Origin of the sequence: Oscillibacter sp. ER4 (genome assembly GCF_000765235.1) — a bacterium.
Classification (GTDB): domain Bacteria; phylum Bacillota; class Clostridia; order Oscillospirales; family Oscillospiraceae; genus Hominicoprocola; species Hominicoprocola fusiformis.
Map to the genome: position 1 here is coordinate 1 of NZ_JPJG01000062.1, position 22,368 is coordinate 22,368.

The following is a 22,368-nucleotide window of genomic DNA, read 5'->3' on the forward strand; positions in this document are numbered from 1 at the left end:
TTAGGGGTGCAGGGGCGAGATCGAAACGCCCCTGCCGTTCTCTTGGGGGATCAAAAGGGGGTATTCTCTCACGTGAGAGAATACCCCCTTTTACCGCACTCCCGCGCGCGGCGTGGGAATTCCTCGCCGCTCTGCGAGCGGCATTATTCTTTATTCGGTTCGGGATCGCCCGCCAGCGAATCGAGATACAGATACAGCCCCATCAGCTCGCGGAAGCCCGCGAGGACTTCGTCTTTGAGCTCCGGCGTGAACAGCACGCCTTCGGGATTGTCGTCATAGCCGACGGCGATATTTTTCGCGTTGTACCACGGGTTCAGGAGCTTGCCGACGTCGCCCTTCGGGCGCTTGAACTGCTCGCCGGAGAGCGTGAAGCGGGATTTATTCAGCTTGCGCACGAGCTTTTCGAGCTTTTTGGGGTCGGTCTCGATGCGGCGGCGGAGCTTGGCCATCGTGGCAGGGGAGGCGTCCCAGTAGCCGCAGCCATAGCTGAAGTAGTTCGGTGCGAGCTCGAAATACAGCGCGGGGACGCCCTCGAAGCGCTCGTGCGGGCGCTCGATCGTGAACCACAGGTGGTCCTTATATGGGCCGCGGCCAAAGAGACGGCGAGCGTCGCGGTAGATGCGGCAGACGTGCAGCTTGAGCGACTGCTTGGGATATGCCGCGGCGATCGCGTCGAACAGTTCGCTGCCGAGCTCGCGCATCGGCCGGTCGAGTAGCGCGAGAAACTGCTCTTTTCGCGGCAGGAACCACTCGCGGTTGTTGTTGAATTTGATGCCCCAGAGGAACTCGACGGCCTCGGGCGTAAAACCTTGAAACATGATCCACCTCAAAGAAAAATTTGCAACGATGGCAGTATACCACCGAAAACGCGAAAAAAACAAGAGGGATCTCGCACCAGATCCCTCTTGTCTCAGAGGAGCACCGTCCTGTTTTTACCCAAAAACAGGAACAGGAAAAAGCTAAGTTACTTCGTGGCGTGGTCGACCGAGTACATGTGCTCGATGAGGTCGAGCACCTTGTTGGAGTAGCCGATCTCGTTGTCGTACCAGCTCACGACCTTGACGAACGTATCCGTCAGGGCGATACCGGCCTTGGCGTCGAAGATGGACGTGCGCGTATCGCCGAGGAAGTCGGAGGAAACGACCTGCTCGTCGGTGTAGCCGAGGATGCCCTTGAGCTCGCCCTCGCTGGCCTTCTTCATGGCCGCGCAGATCTCATCGTAGGTGGCGGGCTTTTCAAGGTTGACGGTCAGGTCGACGACGGAGACATCCAGCGTGGGAACGCGCATGGACATACCGGTCAGCTTGCCGTTGAGCGAGGGGATGACTTTGCCGACGGCCTTGGCGGCGCCGGTGGAGGAGGGGATGATGTTGCCCGTGGCCGCGCGGCCGCCGCGCCAGTCCTTCAGGGACGGGCCGTCCACGGTCTTCTGCGTGGCGGTGACGGAGTGCACGGTGGTCATCAGGCCATCCTTGATGCCGAAGCAGTCGTTCAGGACCTTGGCGATGGGGGCCAGGCAGTTCGTGGTGCACGAGGCGTTGGAGACGAACTGCATGTCGCTCGTGTAGGAATCGAGGTTGACGCCGCAGACGAACATCGGCGTGTCATCCTTGGACGGGGCGGACATGACGACCTTCTTCGCGCCGGCGTCGATGTGCGCCTGCGCCTTTTCCTTCGTCAGGAACAGGCCCGTGGATTCGACGACGTACTCCGCGCCGATCTTACCCCAGGGCAGGTCCGCGGGGTTGCGCTCGGCGAAGACGGGGATCTCGCGGCCGTTGACCACGATGCCGTAGTCGTTGCTCTTCACATCGGCGGCGAATCTGCCGTGCATAGTATCGTATTTCAACATGTAGGCCAGATAATCGGCGGGGCAGAGGTCATTGATGCCCACGATCTCGATTTCAGGATGGTTCAGGCTTGCGCGAAAGACCATACGGCCAATGCGGCCAAAGCCGTTAATACCGACCTTAATACTCATAAAACTTACTTCCTTCCTGTTTATCGGAATATATCGAATGTTTGGTACATTTAGATATTATATAGCAGTAGTTTCGTTTTGCAAGTCCTTTTTTGCAAAAACTCTATTTTTTTCATAATTTCCACAAATTCCTTGCTTTTTGACCGAAATTTTGCTACCCTCATACTACAACGCTGTACAACAAAACGTTCTAAGCGCGAGCTTATCGCGAAAACACCAATTCTTTCCGCGCAAACTCCGCCTCCCTGCGGTGAATGCTACCGGTAGGAGAACTTTTATTAGGAGACGCTATGCGGGATTATACTGAAGAAGAACTGAAAATGCTGTCGGATGTGCTGCCGAATATTGCATTGCAGCTGCGCACCTCACTTTCGACGATCTACACGGCGGTCGACCGCATGGCACCGCAGGAGACGCGGGAGAAGGACCCGAAGACTGACCGCACCGCCGCGGCATTTTACCAGAGCTATTACCAGCTCTACCGCGTCATCAGTAATCTGACTGACGCGGGGAACCTGTTTGAGCGCAAGCGTTTCGAGCTCTACGATGACGACATTGTCGGCGTCTGCCGCAGCGTGTGCGCCGAGGTGGACTTCCTTTTTGCGCAGCGCGGCGTGGAGCTCGACTTCCTTGCCGACCGCGACAGCCGCATCATCGCCCTCGACGCCGAGGCCATTCGCAAGCTGTTGCTGAATCTCCTCTCCAACGCGCTTAAATTTACGCCCAAGGGCGGCAGTGTCCGCGTGCGCGTGAAAACGGAGGGGAGATTTGTCAAGATCACCGTGGCGGACACGGGAAAGGGCATGGACAGCGACACGCTGACCCATTTGTTCGACCGCTTTATGGACGGCGGGCAGGACCCCATGCCGCCGCACGGCTTGGGACTGGGCCTTCCCATCTGCCAGCGCATCGCGCAGGGCCATGGAGGCATGATCGTCGCGCAGTCGGAGGAGGGAAAGGGCTCGCTCTTTACCGTCTCGCTCCCTGCGGTAAAGGCCGGGCGCGTACAGCTCAAGGACCGCGGCAGCGACTACGCCGGCGGCTTCAACCGCACGCTCGTGGAGATGTCCGACGCGCTTTCGAGCGAGGCATTTCTGCAAAAGTATCTGGATTAAGGGACACAGATGAAGAAAAAAGTTTTGATCGCCATGAGCGGCGGCGTGGATTCCTCCGCCGCCGCGCTTTTGCTGCAAAAGCAGGGCTACGAGTGCGCGGGCGCGACGCTGTCGCTCTGCGGCAACGAGACGGACGGCGCGAAGCGTATTGCCGACGGTCTCGGTATGCCGTTTTACATCTTCGACGAGCACGAGCTTTTTGCGCGCGAGGTGATGGATCACTTCGTCAGCGGGTACCGCGCGGGCCGCACGCCGAATCCGTGCATCGACTGCAACCGCTGCCTCAAATTCGGTGCATTTTTGGACCGCGCGCTGGAGATGGGCTTTGACTACATCGCGACGGGGCACTATGCCCGCGTCGGCTATGACGAAGCGAGCGGACGTTATCGGCTGCTGCGCGGCGAGAGCCGCGCGAAGGACCAGAGCTACGTGCTCTATCAGCTCACGCAGGAGCAGCTCGCGCACCTGCTGCTGCCGGTCGGCAGCTTTGAAAAGCCGGAAATTCGAGAGCAGGCGGAGGAGGCGGGCCTTGCAAACGCCCATCAGGCCGATTCACAGGACATCTGCTTCATCCCCGACGGGGACTATGTGCGCTTTCTGCGCGACTATGGCGGCGTGACGCCGCAGCCCGGCGACTTTGTCGACGAAACGGGCCGCGTGCTCGGCCGCCACCGCGGTTTGGAGTGCTACACGGCGGGTCAGCGCAAGGGTCTCGGCGTGAGCGCGGACCGCCCGCTCTATGTGATATCCAAAAATGCCGAAAATAATACCGTGCTGCTCGGCGACAACGAGGAACTGTTTTCCACAGCGCTGCTCGCCTCGCGCGTGAACTGGATCGCGGGGGAGACGCCTGCGGAAAAAGTCTATTGCACCGCTAAAACGCGCTACAGCCAGAAAGAGTGTGACGCCGTCGTCACACCGCTGGAAGGAGGCTGCGCGCACGTCGAGCTCCTCACGCCCCAGCGCGCCGTCACGGCGGGACAGGCCGTCGTCTTCTATGATGGCGAAGAGGTCCTCGGCGGCGGCACGATCGAAAAGGCGTTATAAAAGTGAGAAAAGGCTCCGCGAAAGCGGAGCCTTTTGGCATATTATCGTTCGCTGACATGCGCCTCGCTGCCGAAGATCATGTCGTCCACGTCGCCATGACGGATGTTGTCTTTTTCCTTCATTGTAACCATTCCTTTCAGCTTTTCTCTCACCCGGCTATTATATGCGCGAGCAAACGAAAAGTTGTACGAAAAAGGGCAATGGGAATAAAAGGCGTCGCAGACTTTCACCCGCAAGGGGTATGCGGCATCCGTAAAGCAGCAAAGCTGCTAACGGCTGCCCAAGCGTCCGCAGACGCGAAATGATCTTAATCGTAAATTCCGACGTCACCGTCGCGGCATTACGATTCCCGCGCCCGTTCGGGCGCGCCAATCGTGCCACTTCCTCGAAACCGGCTCGCTTCATCCGCCACTGGCGGCGCTTCGCCGATTTCCATGTGCGTCAGAAAAAACGCCTCTCAGCCCGCAAACGTGCGCGCCTTCGGCGCGTGCGCTGCCGCGGGCTGCAATCCCCCTCAAAAAGCGGCTCTGCCGCTTTTTTTGAAGTTAATAGCGATGGTTTAGGATCTCCACCACGTCCGCCAGCGCGCCGTCCTTGCAGTGGCAGACGATGTGCGCACCCCATTCCTTGACCTCGGGGATGGCGTTTTCGGGCGCGAAGCCGATCTCGGAGACCTCGAGCATCGGAATGTCGTTGTTGTGGTCGCCGATGCAGTAGATGTCCTTGCGCGCAACGCCGAGGAGCTTGGCAAGCTTTAAGATCATGCCGCCCTTCGTCGCGCCGCGGCGCGTCAGCTCAAGCAGGTGATCGCTCGAAAAGATGAGCTCGTAGCGTTTTCCCCAGTCCCGAGAGACGATAAAATCGCGCACCTGCTCCAAAAGCGGCTTTTCCTCTTCAAAGAGCAGCTTGATGATCGGCAGGTCCACCTCGCGGAAGTCCTTGACCTCCTCGGTCTTCGCGCGCGTCAGGTGCTCGTGGTTGCGCGTGTAGTCGTTCGGGTGCAGGACGTGGATGCGGCGGTCGTCGTGGTAGATCTCGAAGCACAGGCCGGGGAAGCGCGCGAGCAGCGCGTCGACGTGATCGTAGATGTCCGCGTCTAAAAACGCGGTCTCCACATAGCAGTCCTTGTTGAAGTCATAGATGGCCGCGCCGTTGGCGATGACGCAGGGGGCGTTGCAGGGCAGATCCTTGGCGTAGCGGGCAAAGGCGGGCAGCGCGCGGCCGGTGGAGATCGAAAAATAGCCGCCGTTTTGAATGAAGTACTCGACCGCCTCGCGGTTGCGCGCGCTCATCGGCGGGATGTCCTCGCCGCGCTCCAGCGCGCCCTGCGTATAGACGAGCGTGTTGTCAAAGTCGCTGGCGAGCAGCACCTTGTTGAATTTCAGCATGATGGATCCTCTCTTCTTTTCTCGTTGTTTTTCGGCAAAAGTATACCACGGCGCGGGAGAAATGAAAAGGGATGTTTTGCGTAAAGATATCAGCCGATGATGCCGAATTTTCCTTTGATAAAATGACGGTAGTCGGGCTGCTTTTCGGCATTTTCGTATTCATGTTTCATGGTTTGCCATATCCAGGCGCGGAACGGATCGCCGGTCTGCGCATAGTACAGAATGCGCAGCAGCCCCTCCCGCTCTGCGCGGAGAATGGCCTCATAGGCATCGGGGACGAACTCGCACGAGACGACTGCTACCGCCTCTTCGGACGTGACCGCGAACGGCACATCGGAAACAGGGGCGGTATTTGCCGGTTCCGCGCCGTAGATATAGCCGGAGACGCCGGCATAGGTCTCCTCCAGTGCGTTGGGGTAGTATTCCTCCAGCCGCTGCACGCCGTCTAAGTCGAAGCCGTAAGGCCCCCATTTTTCCCACCGGCCCGTGTGGACAAAGCCGGTGTCGCGGCAGTATTTTTCAACGGCATTGCTCAGATAGACCAGCACATTTTCCCGTTTCTTCGAAAAGTAGACGAGCGGGTGGCCATGGTTAGAGACGTGCGGCGTGAGGACGGTGAGACCGCCGGTGGGGGAGGCATGGTACAGCATGGAAGCAATTCCTTTCCGCCTTTTGGCAAAACCGCCGCGAAACAACTGTGCTTCGCGGCGGTTCTATTTCTTGTTTACGCTTCGCTCTTCGGCGCGGGACTTTCGCCGCCCTGACCGCCGCTTCTGCGGCGGCCTCTGCCGCCGCGGTGGCTGCGGCGGCGCGGCTTGTTCTCGCCGCCCTCAATCGCGCCCTCGGCTTTCGGCGGGCGGGGCGGACGCGGGGCTTTCGGCGCGTCGGGAGTTTCGCTGTTCGGCTTGCTCTGGCGCGGGGCGCGGCGCTCGCCGTTCTTGTCGGGATTGCGGGGCGGACGTTCGCTGCTCGGCTTATCGCCGCGCGCGGGGCGTTGGCTTCGCTTTTCGGCGGGCTTGTCGCCACCCTTTTGGGGCGTGTTTTCACTCTTCGGCGCGGCGGACTTCTCGCCGCCTTCACCGCTGCCCTTGCCGCGGCCTCTGCCGCCGCGATGCCCGCGGCCGCCGCGGCGGGAACGGCGCTTTTCCGTCTCCTCCTCGTCAGCGGCGGGGGCGTCCGCTTTTGCGACGGGGGCAGTCCACTGTTCGGGCGGCACGATGGGCTTGGCAGACGAGAAGAAGTTCAGCGTCAGCTGCGGCTCATCCTCCGGCGGCTCCTGATAGCGCTCGGGGAGCGTCACGGGAATCTCGATGCCGTCGCGCGAGCCCTTGCCGTTGCGCAGCACATGAATTTCGCAGGTGCGGTAGCGCTTGGGGCTTTCATTCTGCCCGTCGAGACGCACGAGCACCTGCTCGCGCAGAATGTCGACCGAGCTCACGTTGCCAAGGCCGTCGGGCGTTGCGACAAACGAATCCTGCTTCGGGCAGCGGCGCACCGCGTCCTCGTAGGCGTTCTGCTCGTATTTGAGGCAGCACATGAGCCTGCCGCACGTGCCGGAGATCTTCGTCGGGTTCAGACTCAGATTCTGCGTCTTGGCCATCTTGATCGAAACGGGGACGAAGTCGTCCAAAAACTGCGAGCAGCAGAAAGGCCGGCCGCAGATGCCGAGGCCGCCGAGCATCTTCGCCTCGTCGCGCACGCCGATCTGCCGCAGCTCGATGCGGGCACGGAACACACCGGCTAAGTCGCGCACGAGCTCGCGGAAGTCCACGCGCCCATCGGACGTGAAGAAAAAGATGATCTTGCTGCCGTCGAAGTTGCTCTCCACGCGCACGAGCTTCATGTCGAGCCCGCGCTCGGCGATCTTCTTCTGGCAGACCTCGAAGGCGTTCTTTTCGCGCGTTTTGTTGTAGGCGTAGGTGCGGTCATCGTTCTCCGTCGCCACGCGCACGAGCGGGCGCAGCGGTTGGACGACGGAATCGTCCTCCACCTCATGGTTGCCCGAGACGCACTGGGCGTACTCGAGCCCCTGCGCGGTCTCGACGATGACGAACTGGTTGGGTTCGACCGTGATGCCGTGCGGGTCAAAATAATATTCCTTGCATCCGCCGCGGAAGCGGACTCCGATCACTTCTGTCAAAGGGTTTCCTCCAATTCAACGGCGAAGCCGCCCAGCGTGGGCCCGACGCCGACGTTATAGGTGCATTTATTGCGGTAGTCCTGCAATAAATCTATTGTGCCGAGTAATTTGGCTTTTGTCAAGCGCGAAGCCAGTGACCGCGCGATGCGAAGATCCCTCTCCGGTACGCTCGCGCCGTACTGCCCCAGCAGGGCGGACGAGAGCAGAAGCCGCGTCCCCTCGAAAAGCGAGGACAGGTCGTCGCGCGTGACCTTCTGCGTTTCGAGCTTTGCGAGGAATGCCGCGCGGGACGCGCGCGACCCCTCGGCGATGAGCCGCGCGAGCTCGAGCGCGAGCTCGTCAGGCGCGCCGCCCTCTTCGACGGTGGGGGAGAGCTTGACCTCCACGCAGCGCGAGCGGATGGTCTGGAGCAGAACCGCCGGATTTTCCGCGCAGAAGAAGAACGCTGCGTAAGCGGGCCCCTCCTCCACGAGCTTCAAAAGCACGTTCTGGTCCTTTTCCGTTAGGATGGTGCAGTCCTCGAAAATGTAGACCTTGCGCGCGCCCTCATTCGGGCGGATGAACGCGTCGGCGCGCATCGCGCGCACCGTGTCGATCGAGAGCTCCTTGTGCTCTGCGTCGCGCACGAACGTGACGTCGGGGTGGATGTCCTGCATCACCTTGCGGCAGGCAGGGCAGGCGAGGCAGGGCTTGCTTTCCGCTGTGCACTCCATCGCCGCGGCGGCATAGCGCGCAGCGCTCACGCGGTCGCCGCTGCCGCTGAAAATGAGTGCGTGCGACAGTGCGCCGCGCTTTGCCGCGGCGCGAAGACGCGCCGCCGTATCGGTTTTTGCAAAATCCAAAAGCTCCATTGCCCGCTCCATGCTCTGTACTCTGCGCGCATTTTCAGCGCAAATTTAAAAATAGTATATCGCAAAAGTGCGGCGCTTGCAAGAAAATCCGCGCCCCACGACGGAAAAACAGAACGATTTTGTGCCAAATTGCGTTTTGTGGGAGAAAAAATGCGGAAAGTCGACAAAAATTTCACAACTTGTTATTGAAAGTCGGGGATTTTCTGTCTATAATAATATGGCTTGATAATGATCACACAGCGATACATTTTTAATGGAGGAAAACCAATGAGCAAAAAGTATGTCTACCTGTTCTCGGAAGGCAACGCTACCATGCGTGAGCTTCTGGGCGGCAAGGGCGCGAACCTGGCCGAGATGACCAACATCGGTCTGCCTGTGCCCCAGGGCTTCACCATCACGACCGAAGCCTGCACCCAGTATTACGAGGACGGCCGCAAGATCAACGACGAGATCATGGCAGAGATCATGGAATACGTCGCGAAGATGGAAGAGATGAACGGCAAGAAGTTCGGCGATCTGAAGAACCCCCTGCTCGTCTCCGTCCGTTCCGGCGCGCGCGCTTCCATGCCCGGCATGATGGATACCATCCTGAACCTCGGTCTCAACGACGACGTCGTCGCCGCCATGATCGCGGGCAACCCCGACCCCAACTTCGAGCGTTTCGTTTACGACTCCTATCGCCGCTTCATCCAGATGTTCTCCGACGTCGTTATGGAAGTTGGCAAGAAGTACTTTGAGCAGCTCATCGACGCGATGAAGGAAAAGCGCGGCGTCAAGCTCGACATCGAGCTTACCGCAGCCGACCTCAAGGAACTCGCCGAGCAGTTCAAGGCTGAGTACAAGCAGCAGATCGGCGAGGACTTCCCCTCCGACCCCAAGACCCAGCTGTACGAAGCCATTCGCGCCGTGTTCCGCTCCTGGGACAACCCGCGCGCGAACGTCTATCGCCGCGACAACGACATCCCCTATTCCTGGGGCACTGCCGTCAACGTCATGCCGATGGTCTTCGGCAACCTGAACGACAACTCCGGTACCGGCGTTGCCTTCACCCGTGACCCTGCCACCGGCGAGAAGAAGCTCATGGGCGAGTTCCTGACCAACGCTCAGGGCGAGGACGTCGTCGCCGGCGTCCGCACCCCGATGCCCATCTCCCAGATGGAAGAGAAGTTCCCCCAGGCTTACGCCGACTTCGTCAAGGTCTGCGACCTGCTCGAGGATCACTACCGCGACATGCAGGACATGGAGTTCACCGTCGAGAACGGCAAGCTCTATATGCTCCAGTGCCGCAGCGGTAAGCGCACCGCGCAGGCTGCTCTCAAGATCGCCTGCGACCTCGTGGACGAGGGCATGATCGACGAGAAGAAGGCCGTCTCCATGATCGACCCGCGCAACCTCGACACCCTGCTCCATCCCCAGTTCGATGCGGCTGTCCTCAAGAAGGCTCCCGCCATCGCCAAGGCTCTGCCCGCCTCCCCCGGCGCCGCCTGCGGCAAGATCGTCTTCTCCGCTGAGGATGCCAAAGAGTGGAAGGAGCGCGGCGAGAAGGTCGTTCTCGTCCGTCTCGAGACCTCTCCGGAGGATATCGAGGGCATGAAGGCCTCCCAGGGCATCCTGACCGTCCGCGGCGGTATGACCTCCCACGCGGCTGTCGTCGCGCGCGGCATGGGCAAGTGCTGCGTCTCCGGATGCGGCGAGATCAACATGGACGAGGAGAACAAGAAGTTCGAGCTCGCCGGCAAGACCTATCACGAGGGCGACTTCATCTCCATCGATGGTTCCACCGGTAACATCTACGACGGCATCATCCCCACGGTCGACGCCACCATCGGCGGCGAGTTCGGCCGCGTCATGGCTTGGGCCGACAAGTATCGCCGCCTGGGCGTCCGCACGAACGCCGATAACCCGCACGACACCGAGCAGGCCGTGAAGTTCGGCGCTGAGGGCATCGGCCTCTGCCGCACCGAGCACATGTTCTTCGAGGCTGACCGTATTCCCGCCATCCGCGAGATGATCTGCTCCGACACCGTCGAGCAGCGCGAGAAGGCGCTCGCTAAGCTCGAGCCGATGCAGCAGGGCGACTTTGAAGCCATGTATATCGCGCTCGAGGGCCGTCCGATGACCGTTCGTTTCCTCGATCCCCCGCTGCACGAGTTCGTTCCCACCGAGGAAGCTGACATCGAGCAGCTCGCCAAGGACATGGGCAAGAGCGTTCAGGACATCAAGAACATCATCGCCTCCCTGCACGAGTTCAACCCCATGATGGGCCACCGCGGCTGCCGTCTGGCCGTTACGTTCCCCGAGATCGCTGCCATGCAGACCCGTGCGGTCATCAAGGCTGCGCTGAACGTCAACGCCGCACATCCCGACTGGAACATCATCCCCGAGATCATGATCCCGCTCGTCGGCGAGGTCAAGGAGCTCAAGTACGTCAAGGACGTCGTCGTCGAGGTCGCTGACAAGCTGATCGCCGAGGCCGGCAGCTCTATGAAGTACAAGGTCGGCACCATGATCGAGATCCCGCGCGCCGCTCTGACCGCGGACGAGATCGCCAAGGAAGCGGACTTCTTCTCCTTCGGCACGAACGACTTGACCCAGATGACCTTCGGCTTCAGCCGTGACGATGCCGGCAAGTTCCTCGGCGCGTACTACGACAAGAAGATCTACGAGAGCGATCCGTTCGCCCGTCTCGATCAGACCGGCGTCGGCAAGCTCGTCTCCATGGCCGCCAAGATGGGCCGCGAGACCAACCCGCACATCCACCTCGGCATCTGCGGCGAGCACGGCGGCGATCCCACGTCCGTCGAGTTCTGCCACAAGGTCGGCCTGGACTATGTCTCCTGCAGCCCGTTCCGTGTCCCCATCGCCCGCCTCGCCGCCGCGCAGGCTGCCATCAAGGAAGGCTAAGCGGAATTTCCGGCAAGAAAGAAATCCGATACAAATGCACCCCCGATTCTCATGAATCGGGGGTGCGTTCTATGTAACACCTGTTGAATCATTTGCAGACCGCATGGGCCGAACACGGATGACAAATGTGCTCTTTCTGAAATTATTCCATGTAGAACTTGCAATTTTAAGTAAGATGTAATATCATATAAAAATATAGACAAAAGATGCGCAGGATGCTGGTTTTAGAGGCCGTCCTGTATATCTAAATTGATTAGGAGGCACATCCATGAACTACAGTGCGCTGATCCAAAACAGAAAATCTGTCCGCGAGTTTGCGGATAAGAAGGTGTCCGCTGCTGCGCTTGCGGAAATTGAAGCTTATTATCAGAAGTCCTGCCAGCGTCTGGTCCCTGAGCTGGAGACAAAGCTGTGCGTTTTCGGTCAGGAAGCCCGGGAGGCCCTGGAGGGCGCCGCTGGTTATGAGAGTTTCCTGATTGGCGCACCCAACTATCTGGTCCTGCTGTCCGCCAAGGGCGAACTGGCAGGTGAGAACGCCGGCTACATGATGGAGGACCTAGTCCTGAAGCTGACCGACATGGATCTGGGCTGCTGCTGGCTCACTTTCACCGACAGTGAGAAGGTCAAGGATTCCCTGAAAATCGACTCCGCCTTGGATGTGGCTGCCATCGTGGCTTTCGGCCAGGGCGTCAAGACCACCAAGCGCCTGCGCGTGAACATTTTGAGCATGTCCAATGTGGATGTCAGCGCTAAGCGTCAGTACTTCGCCCCCAAGCACGGTCTCCACGACATGGTGTTCATGGATACCTGGGGCAACACTCAGGGCGTTGACGAGTACATCGGCTTCTATGACGACATGCTGTGGGAGGCTCTTTACGCGGCGACCCTGTCTCCCAGCTATCTGAACAGACAGCCCTATGGCTTCATCATCCATGAGGGCCAGATCACTCTGGTGAAGGCGCCGGACAGCTACACTGACGAGATCGATGCCAAGCTGGGCCTGGGCATCGTGCTGCTGCACTTCTCCAGCACCGCTTCTCAGTGGGCCGGAAAGATCAAATGGAGTTTCGGCGCGGATGCCGCAAAGCTCCAGCTTCCGGAGGGCTATGAGGCTGTTGCGTCCTGCAAGCTGTAACAGACCCCGCAATGCAACAAAGAGGCCCTGGAGAGGATTTTGCCCTCCAGGGCTTTTCTGCTCCCGTGTACCCGAAGCCAAAACAAATGAACAGAAATTCAGAAGGAGCTACCCATGATTTCTCAGGAGATTCATTACGCCGGTGTCAATGACCACGCCATCGACCTGTTTGAGAGCCAGTACCGCGTTCCCAACGGTATGGCCTACAATTCCTATGTGATCACCGATGAAAAAAACGCCGTCATCGACTCGGTGGATGCCCATTTTACCCAGGCGTGGCTGGACAACATTCGGGGTGTGCTGGAGGGGAAGGCCCCCGATTATATCGTCGTTCAGCACATGGAGCCGGATCACTCCGGCAGCCTGCTCCGGTTCCTGGAGACCTATCCCACCGCGCAGGTAGTGGCTTCCTCCAAGGCTTTTGCGATGATCAAGAATTTCTTCCATACGGACCTTGCGGAGCGGCAAATAACTGTGGGAGAGGGCGATACCCTGTCCCTCGGCCGGCACACCCTGCGCTTTATCACTGCCCCTATGGTTCACTGGCCCGAGGTCATCATGACTTACGACAGTACGGACAAGGTGCTGTTCTCCGCCGACGCCTTCGGAAAGTTCGGCGCTCAGGACGCGGCAGAGGATTGGGATGACGAGGCCCGGCGCTATTACATCGGCATTGTCGGCAAATACGGCGGACAGGTGCAGACGGTTCTGAAAAAGGCAGCGGCGCTGGATATCCAGACCATCTGCCCGCTGCACGGACCGGTACTGAGCGAAAATCTGGGCCATTATGTGGACCTCTACAACAAGTGGTCCTCTTATACCCCGGAGGAGGATGGCATTCTCATCGCCTACACCTCTGTCTACGGGAATACCAAAAAAGCCGTGGAACAGCTTGCGGAGACGTTGAAGACCGCCGGACAGACAGTGGTCGTCCGGGACCTGGCCCGCAGCGATATGTCTGAAGCGGTGGCTGACGCCTTCCGGTACAGCCGGCTGGTTCTGGCAACCACCACTTACAACAATGATATTTTCCCGTTTATGCGGGAGTTCATTGAACACCTGACTGCCCGGGGCTTCTGTAACCGCACGGTGGGCGTCGTGGAAAATGGCAGCTGGGCGCCCTCTGCCGCCCGGGTCATCAAGGGCCTGCTGGAAAAGAGCAAGAACTTGACCCAGCTGGAGCCGGTGGTGACCCTCCGCTCCGCCTTGAGCGAGGAGAGTGCCAAGCAGCTGAAACAGCTGGCAAAGGCGCTGTGCGGCGAGAGCTGTGCGGCCGGGGACGCGTCCTGCGGCAAAAAGAAGTTTGTCTGCAAGATCTGCGGCTATGTGTATGAGGGCGACGCCCTTCCGGCAGATTTTATCTGCCCTATCTGCAAACGCGGAGCCGAAGATTTTGAAGAGAGCAAGTGAAACAGGAGGAAATCATCATGAGCGATACCAAGTTTTACATCTGTGAGCATTGTGGAAACATCGTCGGCAAGATTCACGACGCAGGTGTTCCTCTGATGTGCTGCGGCCAGAAAATGAAGGAACTGGTCCCTGGCACTGTGGAGGCCAGCACGGAAAAGCATATCCCTGTGGCCGCTGTGGAGGGCAATCTTGTCAAAGTTTCCGTGGGTGCTGTCGAGCATCCGATGACCGAAGAGCACCTCATCCAGTGGGTCTATCTGCAGACCACTTCCGGCGGTCAGCGCAAGGTTCTGACTCCCGGTGCGGCTCCTACGGTTTCTTTTTCTCTGACCGATGATGACAAGCCTGTGGCGGTCTATGCCTACTGCAACCTCCACGGCCTTTGGATGGCAGAGATCTGAAACAACGTTTCATGATTCAGTAAAATTCCACATTTTAAATTTAAAGGAGTGTTTTGTTATGAAGTATGTATGCGATTTGTGCGGCTGGGTTTACGATGAGGCTGTCGGCGATCCCGATCACGGCATTGCCCCCGGCACCAAGTTTGCCGATCTGCCCGAAGATTTTGAGTGTCCCCTGTGCGGCGCCGGCAAGGACCAGTTCTCTGCCGAGTAAATTGCCGGGAAGCGGTGAAATCCCTGGTACATCAGAAAATGGCTCTGCTTTTGACTATCAGGTAAAGCGGCTCTGGAATCCAGTTGATTTCCTCGCAATATCCATAGCCGCTCAGGCTGCGATCAAGGACATGCAGTAAGCAAATCGCTTTCGGCATAGGCTTTTATTGAATCAAACAAGCGCCCAGCCATTCGGCTGGGCGCTTGTACTTTGTAAAAAGATGTGGTAGGATGTGGACCAATCAGATGTTGGATGGGAAAGGGGAGAGTGCATGGAGATCAGACCCTTGGACAGGGAGATATATGCGGGCAAAACATTTACGGCTTGCTACCGCACGAATGGCTATTATGAGATCCGCCCGTCCGAGACGGGCTTTCAGATGGACTATGTGCCCTTTGCGGAGCCGACTGAGAGATCGTTCGACGATGTATTCTTCGGCGAATGGCTCGAAGACCCGATCGCCTTCGGCGCGTTCGAGGGCGAAAAACTGATCGGATATGTCGAGGGCTCGATGGAGGGCTGGAATAACCGCTTCCGCATCAGCAACATCTGCGTGCTGGACTTTTCCGAGCGCAGCAGGGGCGTCGGCACGGCACTGATGAAGCCCATAGAGCGAGCAGCGGAGGACGCCGGGGCGCGCATGCTGATTTTAGAGACGCAGTCGTGCAATGAAAACGCCATCGCGTTTTATAAAAAGAACGGTTTCGAAATCGTCGGTTTCGACCTGTACGCCTACTCCAACGACGATCCTGAGCGGCACGAGGTGCGGATCGAAATGGGGAAGAAGCTGCACTGAGCGCCGGTTTTGCATCTTAAAAGCATTTTTCAAAGGAGAACACAGCCATGCTGTTACTGCTTCAGATCATTTTATGTTGTCTTCTGTATCTCGCGCTGGTCAAATGCGCGGTGCGAGACAGCGGGCGCAACTGCCTCTATTTTTACCCGGACGCGTATCTCGACGAGGCGCAGAAGCGCGGCATCGCCGACAAGACTGAGGAGCTGCGCAAGGGCAAGCGCTTTATGACGTTCTTCTGCCTTGTAATCTTCGTCGTGCTGATCGCGGTCATCGCCGGATGGAACGGCGTGAAGGACTTCCATACCGCCTGCTTTGAAGCCTACCTTTTCCTCGTGGTGATGAACTGGTTCGACGGCCTCGTCATCGACCTGCTGTGGGTCGGCCACAGCAAGATCTGGCGTATCGAGGGCATGGAGAGCGTTCCCTACGTGAAGCCGTGGCGGACGGTCGTCATCAAGCGAAGCGCGGCCATGATGCTGTACCTGCTTGTCGCGGCCGCGGTCGGCGGGATTGTCGTGCTGATCGGCAAAATCTGAACACCGGAAGAAAAAGGTTCCCAAGCCATTGGCTTGGGAACCTTTTTCGCATCGCCGCGCGATGCAGAGGATCAAAGGAGAGGTTCATAAAGAAGTTTGGAAGAGATCGTTTCAGATACGGCTGCGGATCTCCGCACCCATGGCCTTGCAGCCGACGAGTTGGCAGTTTTCCTGCATGATGTCGCCGCAGCGGAAGCCCGAGCGCAGCGTTTTATCCACCGCGCGCTCGATGGCGTTGGCCTCGGCGGCCATGTCGAAGCTGTAGCGCAGCATCATCGCGGCGGCCAGGATCGTGCCGATGGGGTTCGCCTTGTCCTGCCCCGCGATGTCGGGCGCGGAGCCGTGGATGGGCTCGTAGAGCCCGTTCGTGCCGTCGCCCATGCTGGAGGACGGGATCATGCCGATCGAGCCAGTGATCTGACTCGCCTCGTCGGAGAGAATGTCGCCAAAGAGGTTTTCGGTCACGATGACGTCGAACTGGCTCGGGTCGCGCACGAGCTGCATCGCCGCGTTGTCGACATACATGTGGCGAAGCTCGACGTCGGGATAGTCTTTTGCGACCTCCGTGACCGTTTTGCGCCAGAGGCGCGAGGTGTCGAGCACGTTGGCCTTGTCGATGGAGGTGACGCGCTTGCGGCGCTTGCGCGCGGTCTCGAACGCGACGCGCGCGACACGCTTGATCTCGTGCTCAGAGTAGGCCATGATGTCGGTGGCCTTCTGCTCGCCGTTCGCCTCTTCCGTGCGGTGCTCGCCGAAGTACACGCCGCCGATGAGTTCGCGCACGACGATGAAGTCGATGCCGTTTGCCGCGATGTCGGCGCGCAGCGGGCAGGCGGCGGAGAGCTCGGAGAACATCTTGGCGGGGCGCACATTTGTATAGAGACCCATGCCCTCGCGCAGCTTGAGCAGACCGCGCTCGGGACGGTTGGCGGCGGGCTGATTGTCCCACTTCGGGCCGCCGACCGCACCGAGCAGCACGCTGTCCGCGTTGCGGCAGGTCGCTAAACTCGAATCCGGCAGCGGCACGCCGAATTTATCGATGGCGTTGCCGCCCATCGGCGCGTCGACGTAGGTGAAGGTGTGGCCAAACTTCGCGGCCACGGCGTCTAAAATGCCCATGGCCTCGGTGACGATCTCGGGGCCGATGCCGTCGCCCTTGATGATGGCAATGGTCTTGTTCATTTCGCCGCCTCCTTTGCCTTGAGCGAGGCCATCAGGCCGCCGCGCGCGATCATGTCCTTGATAAACGGCGGGAAGGGCTCGGCCTGATACGTTGTGCCCTTTGTCACGTCTGTGATGACGCCGGTGTCGAAGTCGACCGTCACCTCGTCGCCGTTTTCGATCTCCGCGCTCGCGGCGGGACACTCCAAAATGGCGAGGCCGATGTTGATAGCGTTGCGGTAGAAGATGCGGGCGAAATTCGCCGCGATGACGCAGGAGATGCCGCTCGCCTTGATGGCGACGGGCGCGTGCTCGCGCGACGAGCCGCAGCCGAAGTTTACGCCCGCAACCATGATGTCGCCGTCTTTGACGCGGTGGATGAAGTCCTTGTCGATGTCCTCCATGCAGTGGGAGGCGAGCTCCTTGTGGCTCTGGGTGTTCAGATAGCGCGCGGGGATGATGACGTCCGTATCGACGTGATCCCCATACTTATGGACAATGCCGTGTGCATTCATTTGTTCATGACCTCCTCCGGATGAGAAATGTGGCCGGTAATACCAGACGCCGCGGCGACCGCCGGGGAGGCGAGGTAGACCTCGCTGTCGACGTGGCCCATGCGGCCGACAAAGTTGCGGTTGGTGGTGGAAACGCAGCGCTCGCCGGCGGCGAGGATGCCCATGTAGCCGCCGAGGCACGGCCCGCACGTGGGCGTGGAGACGATGCAGCCTGCGTCGAGGAAAATGTCGGTGTAGCCCTCGTGCATGCAGGCGCGGTAGACTGCCTGCGTGGCGGGGATGACGATGCCGCGGACGTTCGGGGCCAGGTGATGGCCCTTCAGGATCGCGGCGGCAGCGGCCATGTCGGGGAGCTGGCCGTTCGTGCACGAGCCGATGACGATCTGGTCGATGGCGATGTCGCTGCCCTCGTGCGCGCTGTGCGCATTTTCGGGCAGGTGCGGCCAGGCGACCGTGCAGTCGACTTTGCCGAGGTCAATGTCGATAACGCGCTCATATTCTGCGTCGGGATCGGCCTCGAACGCTGTCCAGGGGCGGCCCACGCGGCCCTCAACATAGGCGCGCGTCACGTCGTCGACGGGGAAGATGCCGTTTTTGCCGCCCGCCTCGATGGCCATGTTGCAGATCGTCAGGCGGTCATAGATCGTGAGGTTCTTGACGCCCTCGCCTGCAAATTCAATGGACTGGTAGCGCGCGCCGTCCACACCGATCATGCCGATGAGCGTCAGGATGACATCCTTGCCGGAGACGAACGGACAGAGCTTGCCGGTGAGATTCACCTTGATGGCGGACGGGACCTTGAACCACGTCTCGCCCGCGGCCATGGCCGCACCCATGTCGGTCGAGCCGACGCCGGTGGAGAACGCGCCGAGCGCGCCGTAGGTGCAGGTGTGCGAGTCCGCACCGATGACGGCCTCGCCCGGGGCGACGAGTCCCTGCTCGGGCAGCAGCGCGTGCTCGATGCCCATCGTGCCGACATCGTAGAAGTGGTCGATGTCGAAGCGGCGGGCAAAGGTGCGGCACTGCTTGCACTGCGTGGCGGACTTGATGTCCTTGTTCGGTGCGAAGTGGTCCATCACCATCGCGATGCGGCTCTTGTCGAAGACCTTTTCAAAGCCCGCGGACTCAAACTCGTTGATGGCCACGGGGGTCGTGATGTCGTTGCCGAGGACGAGGTCGAGCTTTGCCTGGATGAGCTGGCCCGCGCGCACGCTCTCAAGTCCTGCGTGCTTGGCGAGAATTTTCTGCGTCATTGTCATGCCCATGTCGCGTTTCTCCTTTCAGTTGCCGGATTCCATAATCTTGTTGATGCCGTTGACGTAGGCGCGGATCGACGATTCGATGATATCGGTCGAGAGGCCCGAGCCGGTGTACGAGCGCCCGTCGGGGCCGGAGACCTTGACCACGGCCTCGCCGATGGCGTCCTCGCCGTCCGTGACGGCGTTCAGGCTGAAGCTCTCGAGCTTCACGTCCATTTGGAGCATGCGGTTGATGGCCTTGAACGAGGCGTCCAGCGGGCCTGTGCCGATGGCGACATCTTCGACCTGCTCGTCGCCGCGCTGGAGCTTGATGCACGAGATGTTCGGCACGCCGTGGCCCGTGTTGACCACATGACTCACGAGCTGGCAGCTGCCCTGCACCGCGGCCTGGCGGTGGAGCACGAGCGCCTCAATGTCGCTGCTCGTGATGTTCTTTTTCTTGTCGGCGAGATCCTTGAAGCGGGTGAACACACTTTCAAGCTCCTCGTCGCTCAATTCGTAGCCCATGGATTCGAGCTTTTCACGCAGCGCGTGCTTGCCGGAGTGCTTGCCGAGCACCATCGTGTTCTGCGGGATGCCGACGTCGGTGGAGTTCATGATCTCGTATGTTCTTGCATTGGCAATGACGCCGTGCTGATGGATGCCCGACTCGTGCGCGAAGGCGTTCGCGCCGACGATGGCCTTGCTCGGCGGGATGGGCACGCCCGTGATGTTGCTCAGCAGCTTGCTCGAGCGGTAGATCTGCTTGGTGTTCACGCCGGTCTCGGCGTCGTAGAAGTCCTTTCTCGTGCGCAGCGCCATGACGATCTCTTCAAGGCTCGCGTTGCCCGCGCGCTCGCCGATGCCGTTGACCGTGCATTCGACCTGCGTCGCGCCCGCGCGGACGCATTCGAGCGAATTCGCCACCGCCATGCCGAGGTCGTTGTGGCAGTGGACGGAGATGTCGACGTGCTCGACGCCCTCGATGTTTTCACGCAGGTAGGTGATGAGGTTATACATCTCCTGCGGCGTGGAGTAGCCGACGGTGTCGGGCACATTCAGTGTCGTCGCGCCCGCGGCGACGGCAGTGGAGTAGCAATGGGCCAGAAATGCCCAGTCGGAGCGGGAGGCGTCCTCGGCGGAAAACTCGATGTCATCGCAATAGCTCTTGGCGTAGGCGACCATCTCGCGGATGCGGTCGATGACCTGCTCGCGCGTCATCTTGAGCTTGTACTCCATGTGGATGTCGCTCGTCGCAAGGAAGACATGGATGCGGGGGTGGTTGGCCTCCTTCACGGCGTCCCACGCCGCGTCGATATCGCCCTTGGCGCAGCGCGCGAGCGAGGCGAGCGTGCAGTTCGTCACCGCGGCGGCGATGGCCTGCACGCTCTTGTGGTCCATGGGAGACGCGATGGCGAAGCCCGCCTCGATCACGTCGACGCCCAGCTTTTCAAGCTGGCGGGCCATTTCGATTTTTTCCGTCAGATTCATGCTGCAGCCGGGGGACTGCTCGCCGTCTCTCAGGGTCGTGTCAAAAATTTTAATGCGTTTCATGGGGTGTTCCTCCTGCTCTTTTTTCTCTCGCATAGCAACAAAAAAAGCCTCCGTCTCTTCCCTTGAAGAGACGAAAGCTCAAAACTTCCGCGGTACCACTCTTGTTGGCATAAAATATGCCCGCTTTCTGCATCGGCTTAAAATCAAGCGAATGCGCCTCGTTGGTAACGGTGAGGAGATCCGGCTGCGCCTAAACGAAAATCGTCTCAGCGGAGCTACTCAGGGGCCAGTGACATCATCCCGCTCTGCATTGCCTCGCAGCGACCGGCAACTCTCTGAAGCGTCTGTAGGACGAATTTTTCCCCGTCACGGTATTTGTGAACTATGAGATTTAATGATGCCACTATAATCGCCCGCCCCCGCTTTGTCAAGCAGGGAAAAAGAAATTTGCACTTTTGACAAAAAACCGCGCGGCGGAAAAACATATTTTGCGCACGTTGAACGGAGAAAAAGGCGGGAGAGCAAAAGAAAAGGGAACGCGCAAGCGTTCCCTTTTTTGCCAAAATTTCTTACCTGCCGCCGAAGATCAGGCTGCCGAGCCCCGTGGAGGTCAAAAACAGAATGAGCATGACAACGGGCACGACATACTTCATCATCACGCTGTAGAGCTTGGCGCGGCCGAAGTGTTCGCCGTTTTTCTCGACCTCGGCAATAATCCATTTCGGACCCACGACCCAGCCGACCAAAATGCTCGTGAGCAGGCTGATAAACGGCATCAGGAAGCTGTTGCTGATGTAGTCCATCACGTCGAGCAGCTGCGCGGCCGAGCCGTTGGGCAGCGGAAGCTCGAAGTAGAGCGCGTTGTAGCCAAGGCAGATGAGCACGGCGGTGACGAGCGAGTAGACGCCCACGGCGGCGCACATCTCCCTGCGCGACTTGTGGAAAATCTCCATGCAGTTGGCGACGAGCGTCTCCATGACGGACACGCAGCTCGTCAGCGCGGCGAAGCCGAGCGCGAGGAAGAACACCGCGCCGATGACGCGGCCCACGCCGCCCATCGCGGCGAAGACCTTCGGCAGGCTGATGAACGTCAGGCTCGGGCCGCTGGCCATGCCGTCGGTGCCGAGAAAGACATAGACGGCGGGGATGATCATGAGGCCCGCGAGGAACGCGACGCCCGTGTCGAAAATTTCGATCTGGTTGTTGGCCTTGTTGAGGTCGACGTCGTCCTTGACGTAGCTGCCGTAGGTGATCATGATGCCCATGCTGACACTGAGCGAGAAGAAGAGCTGACTCATCGCGTCGAGCGCGATGTTCAAAAAGCGCTGGACGGTCAGGCACGTGAAGTCGGGCTTAATGTAGACGAGCAATCCTTCAATACCCGTGCGCGTCATGCCGCTCTCGTCGGTGTAAGAGAGCGTGAGCGAGAAGATGGCGATGCCGATGATGAGAAGGAGCAGACCCGGCATGATGTAGCGGGAGTATTTTTCAATGCCCTTTTCAACGCCGCAGTACACGACCCACGCCGTCAGCACCAAAAAGATCAGCATGAAGACGATGGGCGAGACGGGGGAGGTGATGAACGAGGTGAAGAACCCGTCCTGCGCGGCGGCATCGCCGCTTGAGACGAGGTAGAGGGTAAAATACTTCGTGATCCAGCCGCCGATGACGGAGTAATACGTCATGATGAGCGTGGGGACGAGGAAGGTGAGGTAACCCAAAAACTTCCACTTCTTGTTGAGTGTTGCAAAGGCATTGAGGGCGTTCTGCTTCGTGCGGCGGCCAATGGCTACGTCAGTCGTCAGCAGGGTGAAGCCGAATGTCAGCACCAGTACCAGATAGACGAGCAGGAACAGTCCGCCGCCGTCCTTGGCACAGAGATAGGGGAAGCGCCAGATATTGCCGACGCCCACCGCGCTGCCCGCCGCAGCCAGCACAAAGCCGAGCGAACCGCTGAAACTACTGCTTTTTTTCATGTTCGATTCTCTCTTTTCTTTCATGTAAATGGAATGATTAATGCCCCATTATAGCAGAAGAAACCG

Annotated in this window: 20 protein-coding genes and 1 other annotated feature; of the genes, 9 read left to right on the plus strand and 11 right to left on the minus strand. The window is 59.4% G+C overall.

The window, feature by feature from the left end; all coding sequences use genetic code 11:
- Positions 1-143: 143 nt before the first annotated feature.
- Both NI20_RS0110265 and gap read right to left on the minus strand, forming a co-directional pair.
- The gene (locus tag NI20_RS0110265) at positions 144-818 is read right to left on the minus strand and encodes a DUF2461 domain-containing protein (protein WP_033121312.1); all 675 of its coding nucleotides are present in this window, start codon (positions 816-818) and stop codon (positions 144-146) included.
- 146 nt (positions 819-964) lie between these two features.
- Positions 965-1,981, minus strand: coding sequence for a type I glyceraldehyde-3-phosphate dehydrogenase (gene gap / locus NI20_RS0110270; RefSeq protein WP_033121313.1), 1,017 nt, complete (start codon positions 1,979-1,981; stop codon positions 965-967).
- 290 nt (positions 1,982-2,271) lie between these two features.
- Here gap and NI20_RS0110275 point away from each other — a divergent pair, with 290 nt between their 5' ends.
- The gene (locus NI20_RS0110275; RefSeq protein WP_033121314.1) at positions 2,272-3,096 is read left to right on the plus strand and encodes a HAMP domain-containing sensor histidine kinase; all 825 of its coding nucleotides are present in this window, start codon (positions 2,272-2,274) and stop codon (positions 3,094-3,096) included.
- Positions 3,097-3,105: 9 nt separating this feature from the next.
- Positions 3,106-4,143, plus strand: coding sequence for a tRNA 2-thiouridine(34) synthase MnmA (gene mnmA, locus NI20_RS0110280; RefSeq protein WP_033121315.1), 1,038 nt, complete (start codon positions 3,106-3,108; stop codon positions 4,141-4,143).
- A gap of 545 nt (positions 4,144-4,688) precedes the next feature.
- On the opposite strand, the gene NI20_RS0110285 is transcribed toward mnmA, so the two are convergent.
- From NI20_RS0110285 to NI20_RS0110300, 4 genes are all read right to left on the minus strand, one after another.
- On the minus strand, positions 4,689-5,531 hold the full coding sequence (locus tag NI20_RS0110285; RefSeq protein WP_033121316.1) for an HAD-IIB family hydrolase: 843 nt from the start codon (positions 5,529-5,531) through the stop codon (positions 4,689-4,691).
- A gap of 89 nt (positions 5,532-5,620) precedes the next feature.
- Complete coding sequence (locus NI20_RS0110290) at positions 5,621-6,181, minus strand: hypothetical protein (RefSeq protein WP_033121317.1); 561 nt, start codon at positions 6,179-6,181, stop codon at positions 5,621-5,623.
- Between the two features lie 74 nt (positions 6,182-6,255).
- Positions 6,256-7,662: a stage 0 sporulation family protein gene (locus NI20_RS15905; RefSeq protein WP_304412763.1), complete on the minus strand. Its 1,407-nt coding sequence runs from the start codon at positions 7,660-7,662 to the stop codon at positions 6,256-6,258.
- Between the two features lie 5 nt (positions 7,663-7,667).
- On the minus strand, positions 7,668-8,522 hold the full coding sequence (locus NI20_RS0110300; RefSeq protein WP_033121319.1) for a DNA polymerase III subunit delta': 855 nt from the start codon (positions 8,520-8,522) through the stop codon (positions 7,668-7,670).
- Positions 8,523-8,789: 267 nt separating this feature from the next.
- Between NI20_RS0110300 and ppdK the strand changes: the two genes are divergently transcribed.
- The 7 genes from ppdK (at position 8,790) to NI20_RS0110330 (ending at position 15,918) form a co-directional block, all read left to right on the plus strand.
- On the plus strand, positions 8,790-11,426 hold the full coding sequence (ppdK, locus tag NI20_RS0110305; protein WP_033121320.1) for a pyruvate, phosphate dikinase: 2,637 nt from the start codon (positions 8,790-8,792) through the stop codon (positions 11,424-11,426).
- 268 nt (positions 11,427-11,694) lie between these two features.
- On the plus strand, positions 11,695-12,561 hold the full coding sequence (locus tag NI20_RS0110310) for a nitroreductase family protein (RefSeq protein WP_033121321.1): 867 nt from the start codon (positions 11,695-11,697) through the stop codon (positions 12,559-12,561).
- A gap of 114 nt (positions 12,562-12,675) precedes the next feature.
- The gene (locus NI20_RS0110315; protein ID WP_033121322.1) at positions 12,676-13,971 is read left to right on the plus strand and encodes an MBL fold metallo-hydrolase; all 1,296 of its coding nucleotides are present in this window, start codon (positions 12,676-12,678) and stop codon (positions 13,969-13,971) included.
- A gap of 17 nt (positions 13,972-13,988) precedes the next feature.
- Positions 13,989-14,372, plus strand: a complete 384-nt coding sequence (locus NI20_RS0110320; protein ID WP_033121334.1) for a desulfoferrodoxin family protein — start codon at positions 13,989-13,991, stop codon at positions 14,370-14,372.
- Between the two features lie 58 nt (positions 14,373-14,430).
- The gene (locus NI20_RS14655) at positions 14,431-14,586 is read left to right on the plus strand and encodes a rubredoxin (protein ID WP_081958472.1); all 156 of its coding nucleotides are present in this window, start codon (positions 14,431-14,433) and stop codon (positions 14,584-14,586) included.
- 271 nt (positions 14,587-14,857) lie between these two features.
- Entirely contained in the window at positions 14,858-15,382 is a 525-nt protein-coding gene (locus tag NI20_RS0110325) for an N-acetyltransferase (RefSeq protein ID WP_033121323.1), read from the plus strand.
- Positions 15,383-15,429: 47 nt separating this feature from the next.
- Positions 15,430-15,918, plus strand: coding sequence for a hypothetical protein (locus NI20_RS0110330; RefSeq protein ID WP_052084592.1), 489 nt, complete (start codon positions 15,430-15,432; stop codon positions 15,916-15,918).
- A 111-nt stretch (positions 15,919-16,029) separates the two neighbouring features.
- On the opposite strand, the gene leuB is transcribed toward NI20_RS0110330, so the two are convergent.
- From leuB to NI20_RS0110355, 5 genes are all read right to left on the minus strand, one after another.
- Positions 16,030-17,100, minus strand: coding sequence for a 3-isopropylmalate dehydrogenase (gene leuB, locus NI20_RS0110335; RefSeq protein WP_033121324.1), 1,071 nt, complete (start codon positions 17,098-17,100; stop codon positions 16,030-16,032).
- A complete protein-coding gene (gene leuD, locus NI20_RS0110340) occupies positions 17,097-17,594 on the minus strand; it encodes a 3-isopropylmalate dehydratase small subunit (RefSeq protein WP_033121325.1) in 498 nt (165 codons plus the stop codon). Before leuD ends, leuB begins: the two co-directional genes overlap by 4 nt.
- Positions 17,591-18,859, minus strand: a complete 1,269-nt coding sequence (leuC, locus tag NI20_RS0110345; protein WP_033121326.1) for a 3-isopropylmalate dehydratase large subunit — start codon at positions 18,857-18,859, stop codon at positions 17,591-17,593. The genes leuD and leuC overlap by 4 nt, the downstream gene beginning before the upstream one ends.
- 15 nt (positions 18,860-18,874) lie before the next feature.
- Positions 18,875-20,386, minus strand: a complete 1,512-nt coding sequence (locus NI20_RS0110350; protein WP_033121327.1) for a 2-isopropylmalate synthase — start codon at positions 20,384-20,386, stop codon at positions 18,875-18,877.
- 63 nt (positions 20,387-20,449) lie between these two features.
- Positions 20,450-20,705: a binding site (T-box leader), on the minus strand.
- Between the two features lie 190 nt (positions 20,706-20,895).
- Complete coding sequence (locus tag NI20_RS0110355; protein ID WP_033121328.1) at positions 20,896-22,302, minus strand: sodium-dependent transporter; 1,407 nt, start codon at positions 22,300-22,302, stop codon at positions 20,896-20,898.
- Positions 22,303-22,368 lie beyond the last annotated feature (66 nt).

Excerpts from the sequence above, each read along its gene's own strand:
- NI20_RS0110265 (WP_033121312.1), bottom strand. The coding sequence starts at position 818 with ATGTTTCAAGGTTTTACGCCCGAGGCCGTCGAGTTCCTCTGGGGCATC.
- gap (WP_033121313.1), bottom strand. The coding sequence starts at position 1,981 with ATGAGTATTAAGGTCGGTATTAACGGCTTTGGCCGCATTGGCCGTATG.
- NI20_RS0110275 (WP_033121314.1), top strand. The coding sequence starts at position 2,272 with ATGCGGGATTATACTGAAGAAGAACTGAAAATGCTGTCGGATGTGCTG.
- mnmA (WP_033121315.1), top strand. The coding sequence starts at position 3,106 with ATGAAGAAAAAAGTTTTGATCGCCATGAGCGGCGGCGTGGATTCCTCC.
- NI20_RS0110285 (WP_033121316.1), bottom strand. The coding sequence starts at position 5,531 with ATGCTGAAATTCAACAAGGTGCTGCTCGCCAGCGACTTTGACAACACG.
- NI20_RS0110290 (WP_033121317.1), bottom strand. The coding sequence starts at position 6,181 with ATGCTGTACCATGCCTCCCCCACCGGCGGTCTCACCGTCCTCACGCCG.
- NI20_RS0110300 (WP_033121319.1), bottom strand. The coding sequence starts at position 8,522 with ATGGAGCTTTTGGATTTTGCAAAAACCGATACGGCGGCGCGTCTTCGC.
- ppdK (WP_033121320.1), top strand. The coding sequence starts at position 8,790 with ATGAGCAAAAAGTATGTCTACCTGTTCTCGGAAGGCAACGCTACCATG.
- NI20_RS0110310 (WP_033121321.1), top strand. The coding sequence starts at position 11,695 with ATGAACTACAGTGCGCTGATCCAAAACAGAAAATCTGTCCGCGAGTTT.
- NI20_RS0110315 (WP_033121322.1), top strand. The coding sequence starts at position 12,676 with ATGATTTCTCAGGAGATTCATTACGCCGGTGTCAATGACCACGCCATC.
- NI20_RS0110320 (WP_033121334.1), top strand. The coding sequence starts at position 13,989 with ATGAGCGATACCAAGTTTTACATCTGTGAGCATTGTGGAAACATCGTC.
- NI20_RS14655 (WP_081958472.1), top strand. The coding sequence starts at position 14,431 with ATGAAGTATGTATGCGATTTGTGCGGCTGGGTTTACGATGAGGCTGTC.
- NI20_RS0110325 (WP_033121323.1), top strand. The coding sequence starts at position 14,858 with ATGGAGATCAGACCCTTGGACAGGGAGATATATGCGGGCAAAACATTT.
- NI20_RS0110330 (WP_052084592.1), top strand. The coding sequence starts at position 15,430 with ATGCTGTTACTGCTTCAGATCATTTTATGTTGTCTTCTGTATCTCGCG.
- leuB (WP_033121324.1), bottom strand. The coding sequence starts at position 17,100 with ATGAACAAGACCATTGCCATCATCAAGGGCGACGGCATCGGCCCCGAG.
- leuD (WP_033121325.1), bottom strand. The coding sequence starts at position 17,594 with ATGAATGCACACGGCATTGTCCATAAGTATGGGGATCACGTCGATACG.
- leuC (WP_033121326.1), bottom strand. The coding sequence starts at position 18,859 with ATGGGCATGACAATGACGCAGAAAATTCTCGCCAAGCACGCAGGACTT.
- NI20_RS0110350 (WP_033121327.1), bottom strand. The coding sequence starts at position 20,386 with ATGAAACGCATTAAAATTTTTGACACGACCCTGAGAGACGGCGAGCAG.
- NI20_RS0110355 (WP_033121328.1), bottom strand. The coding sequence starts at position 22,302 with ATGAAAAAAAGCAGTAGTTTCAGCGGTTCGCTCGGCTTTGTGCTGGCT.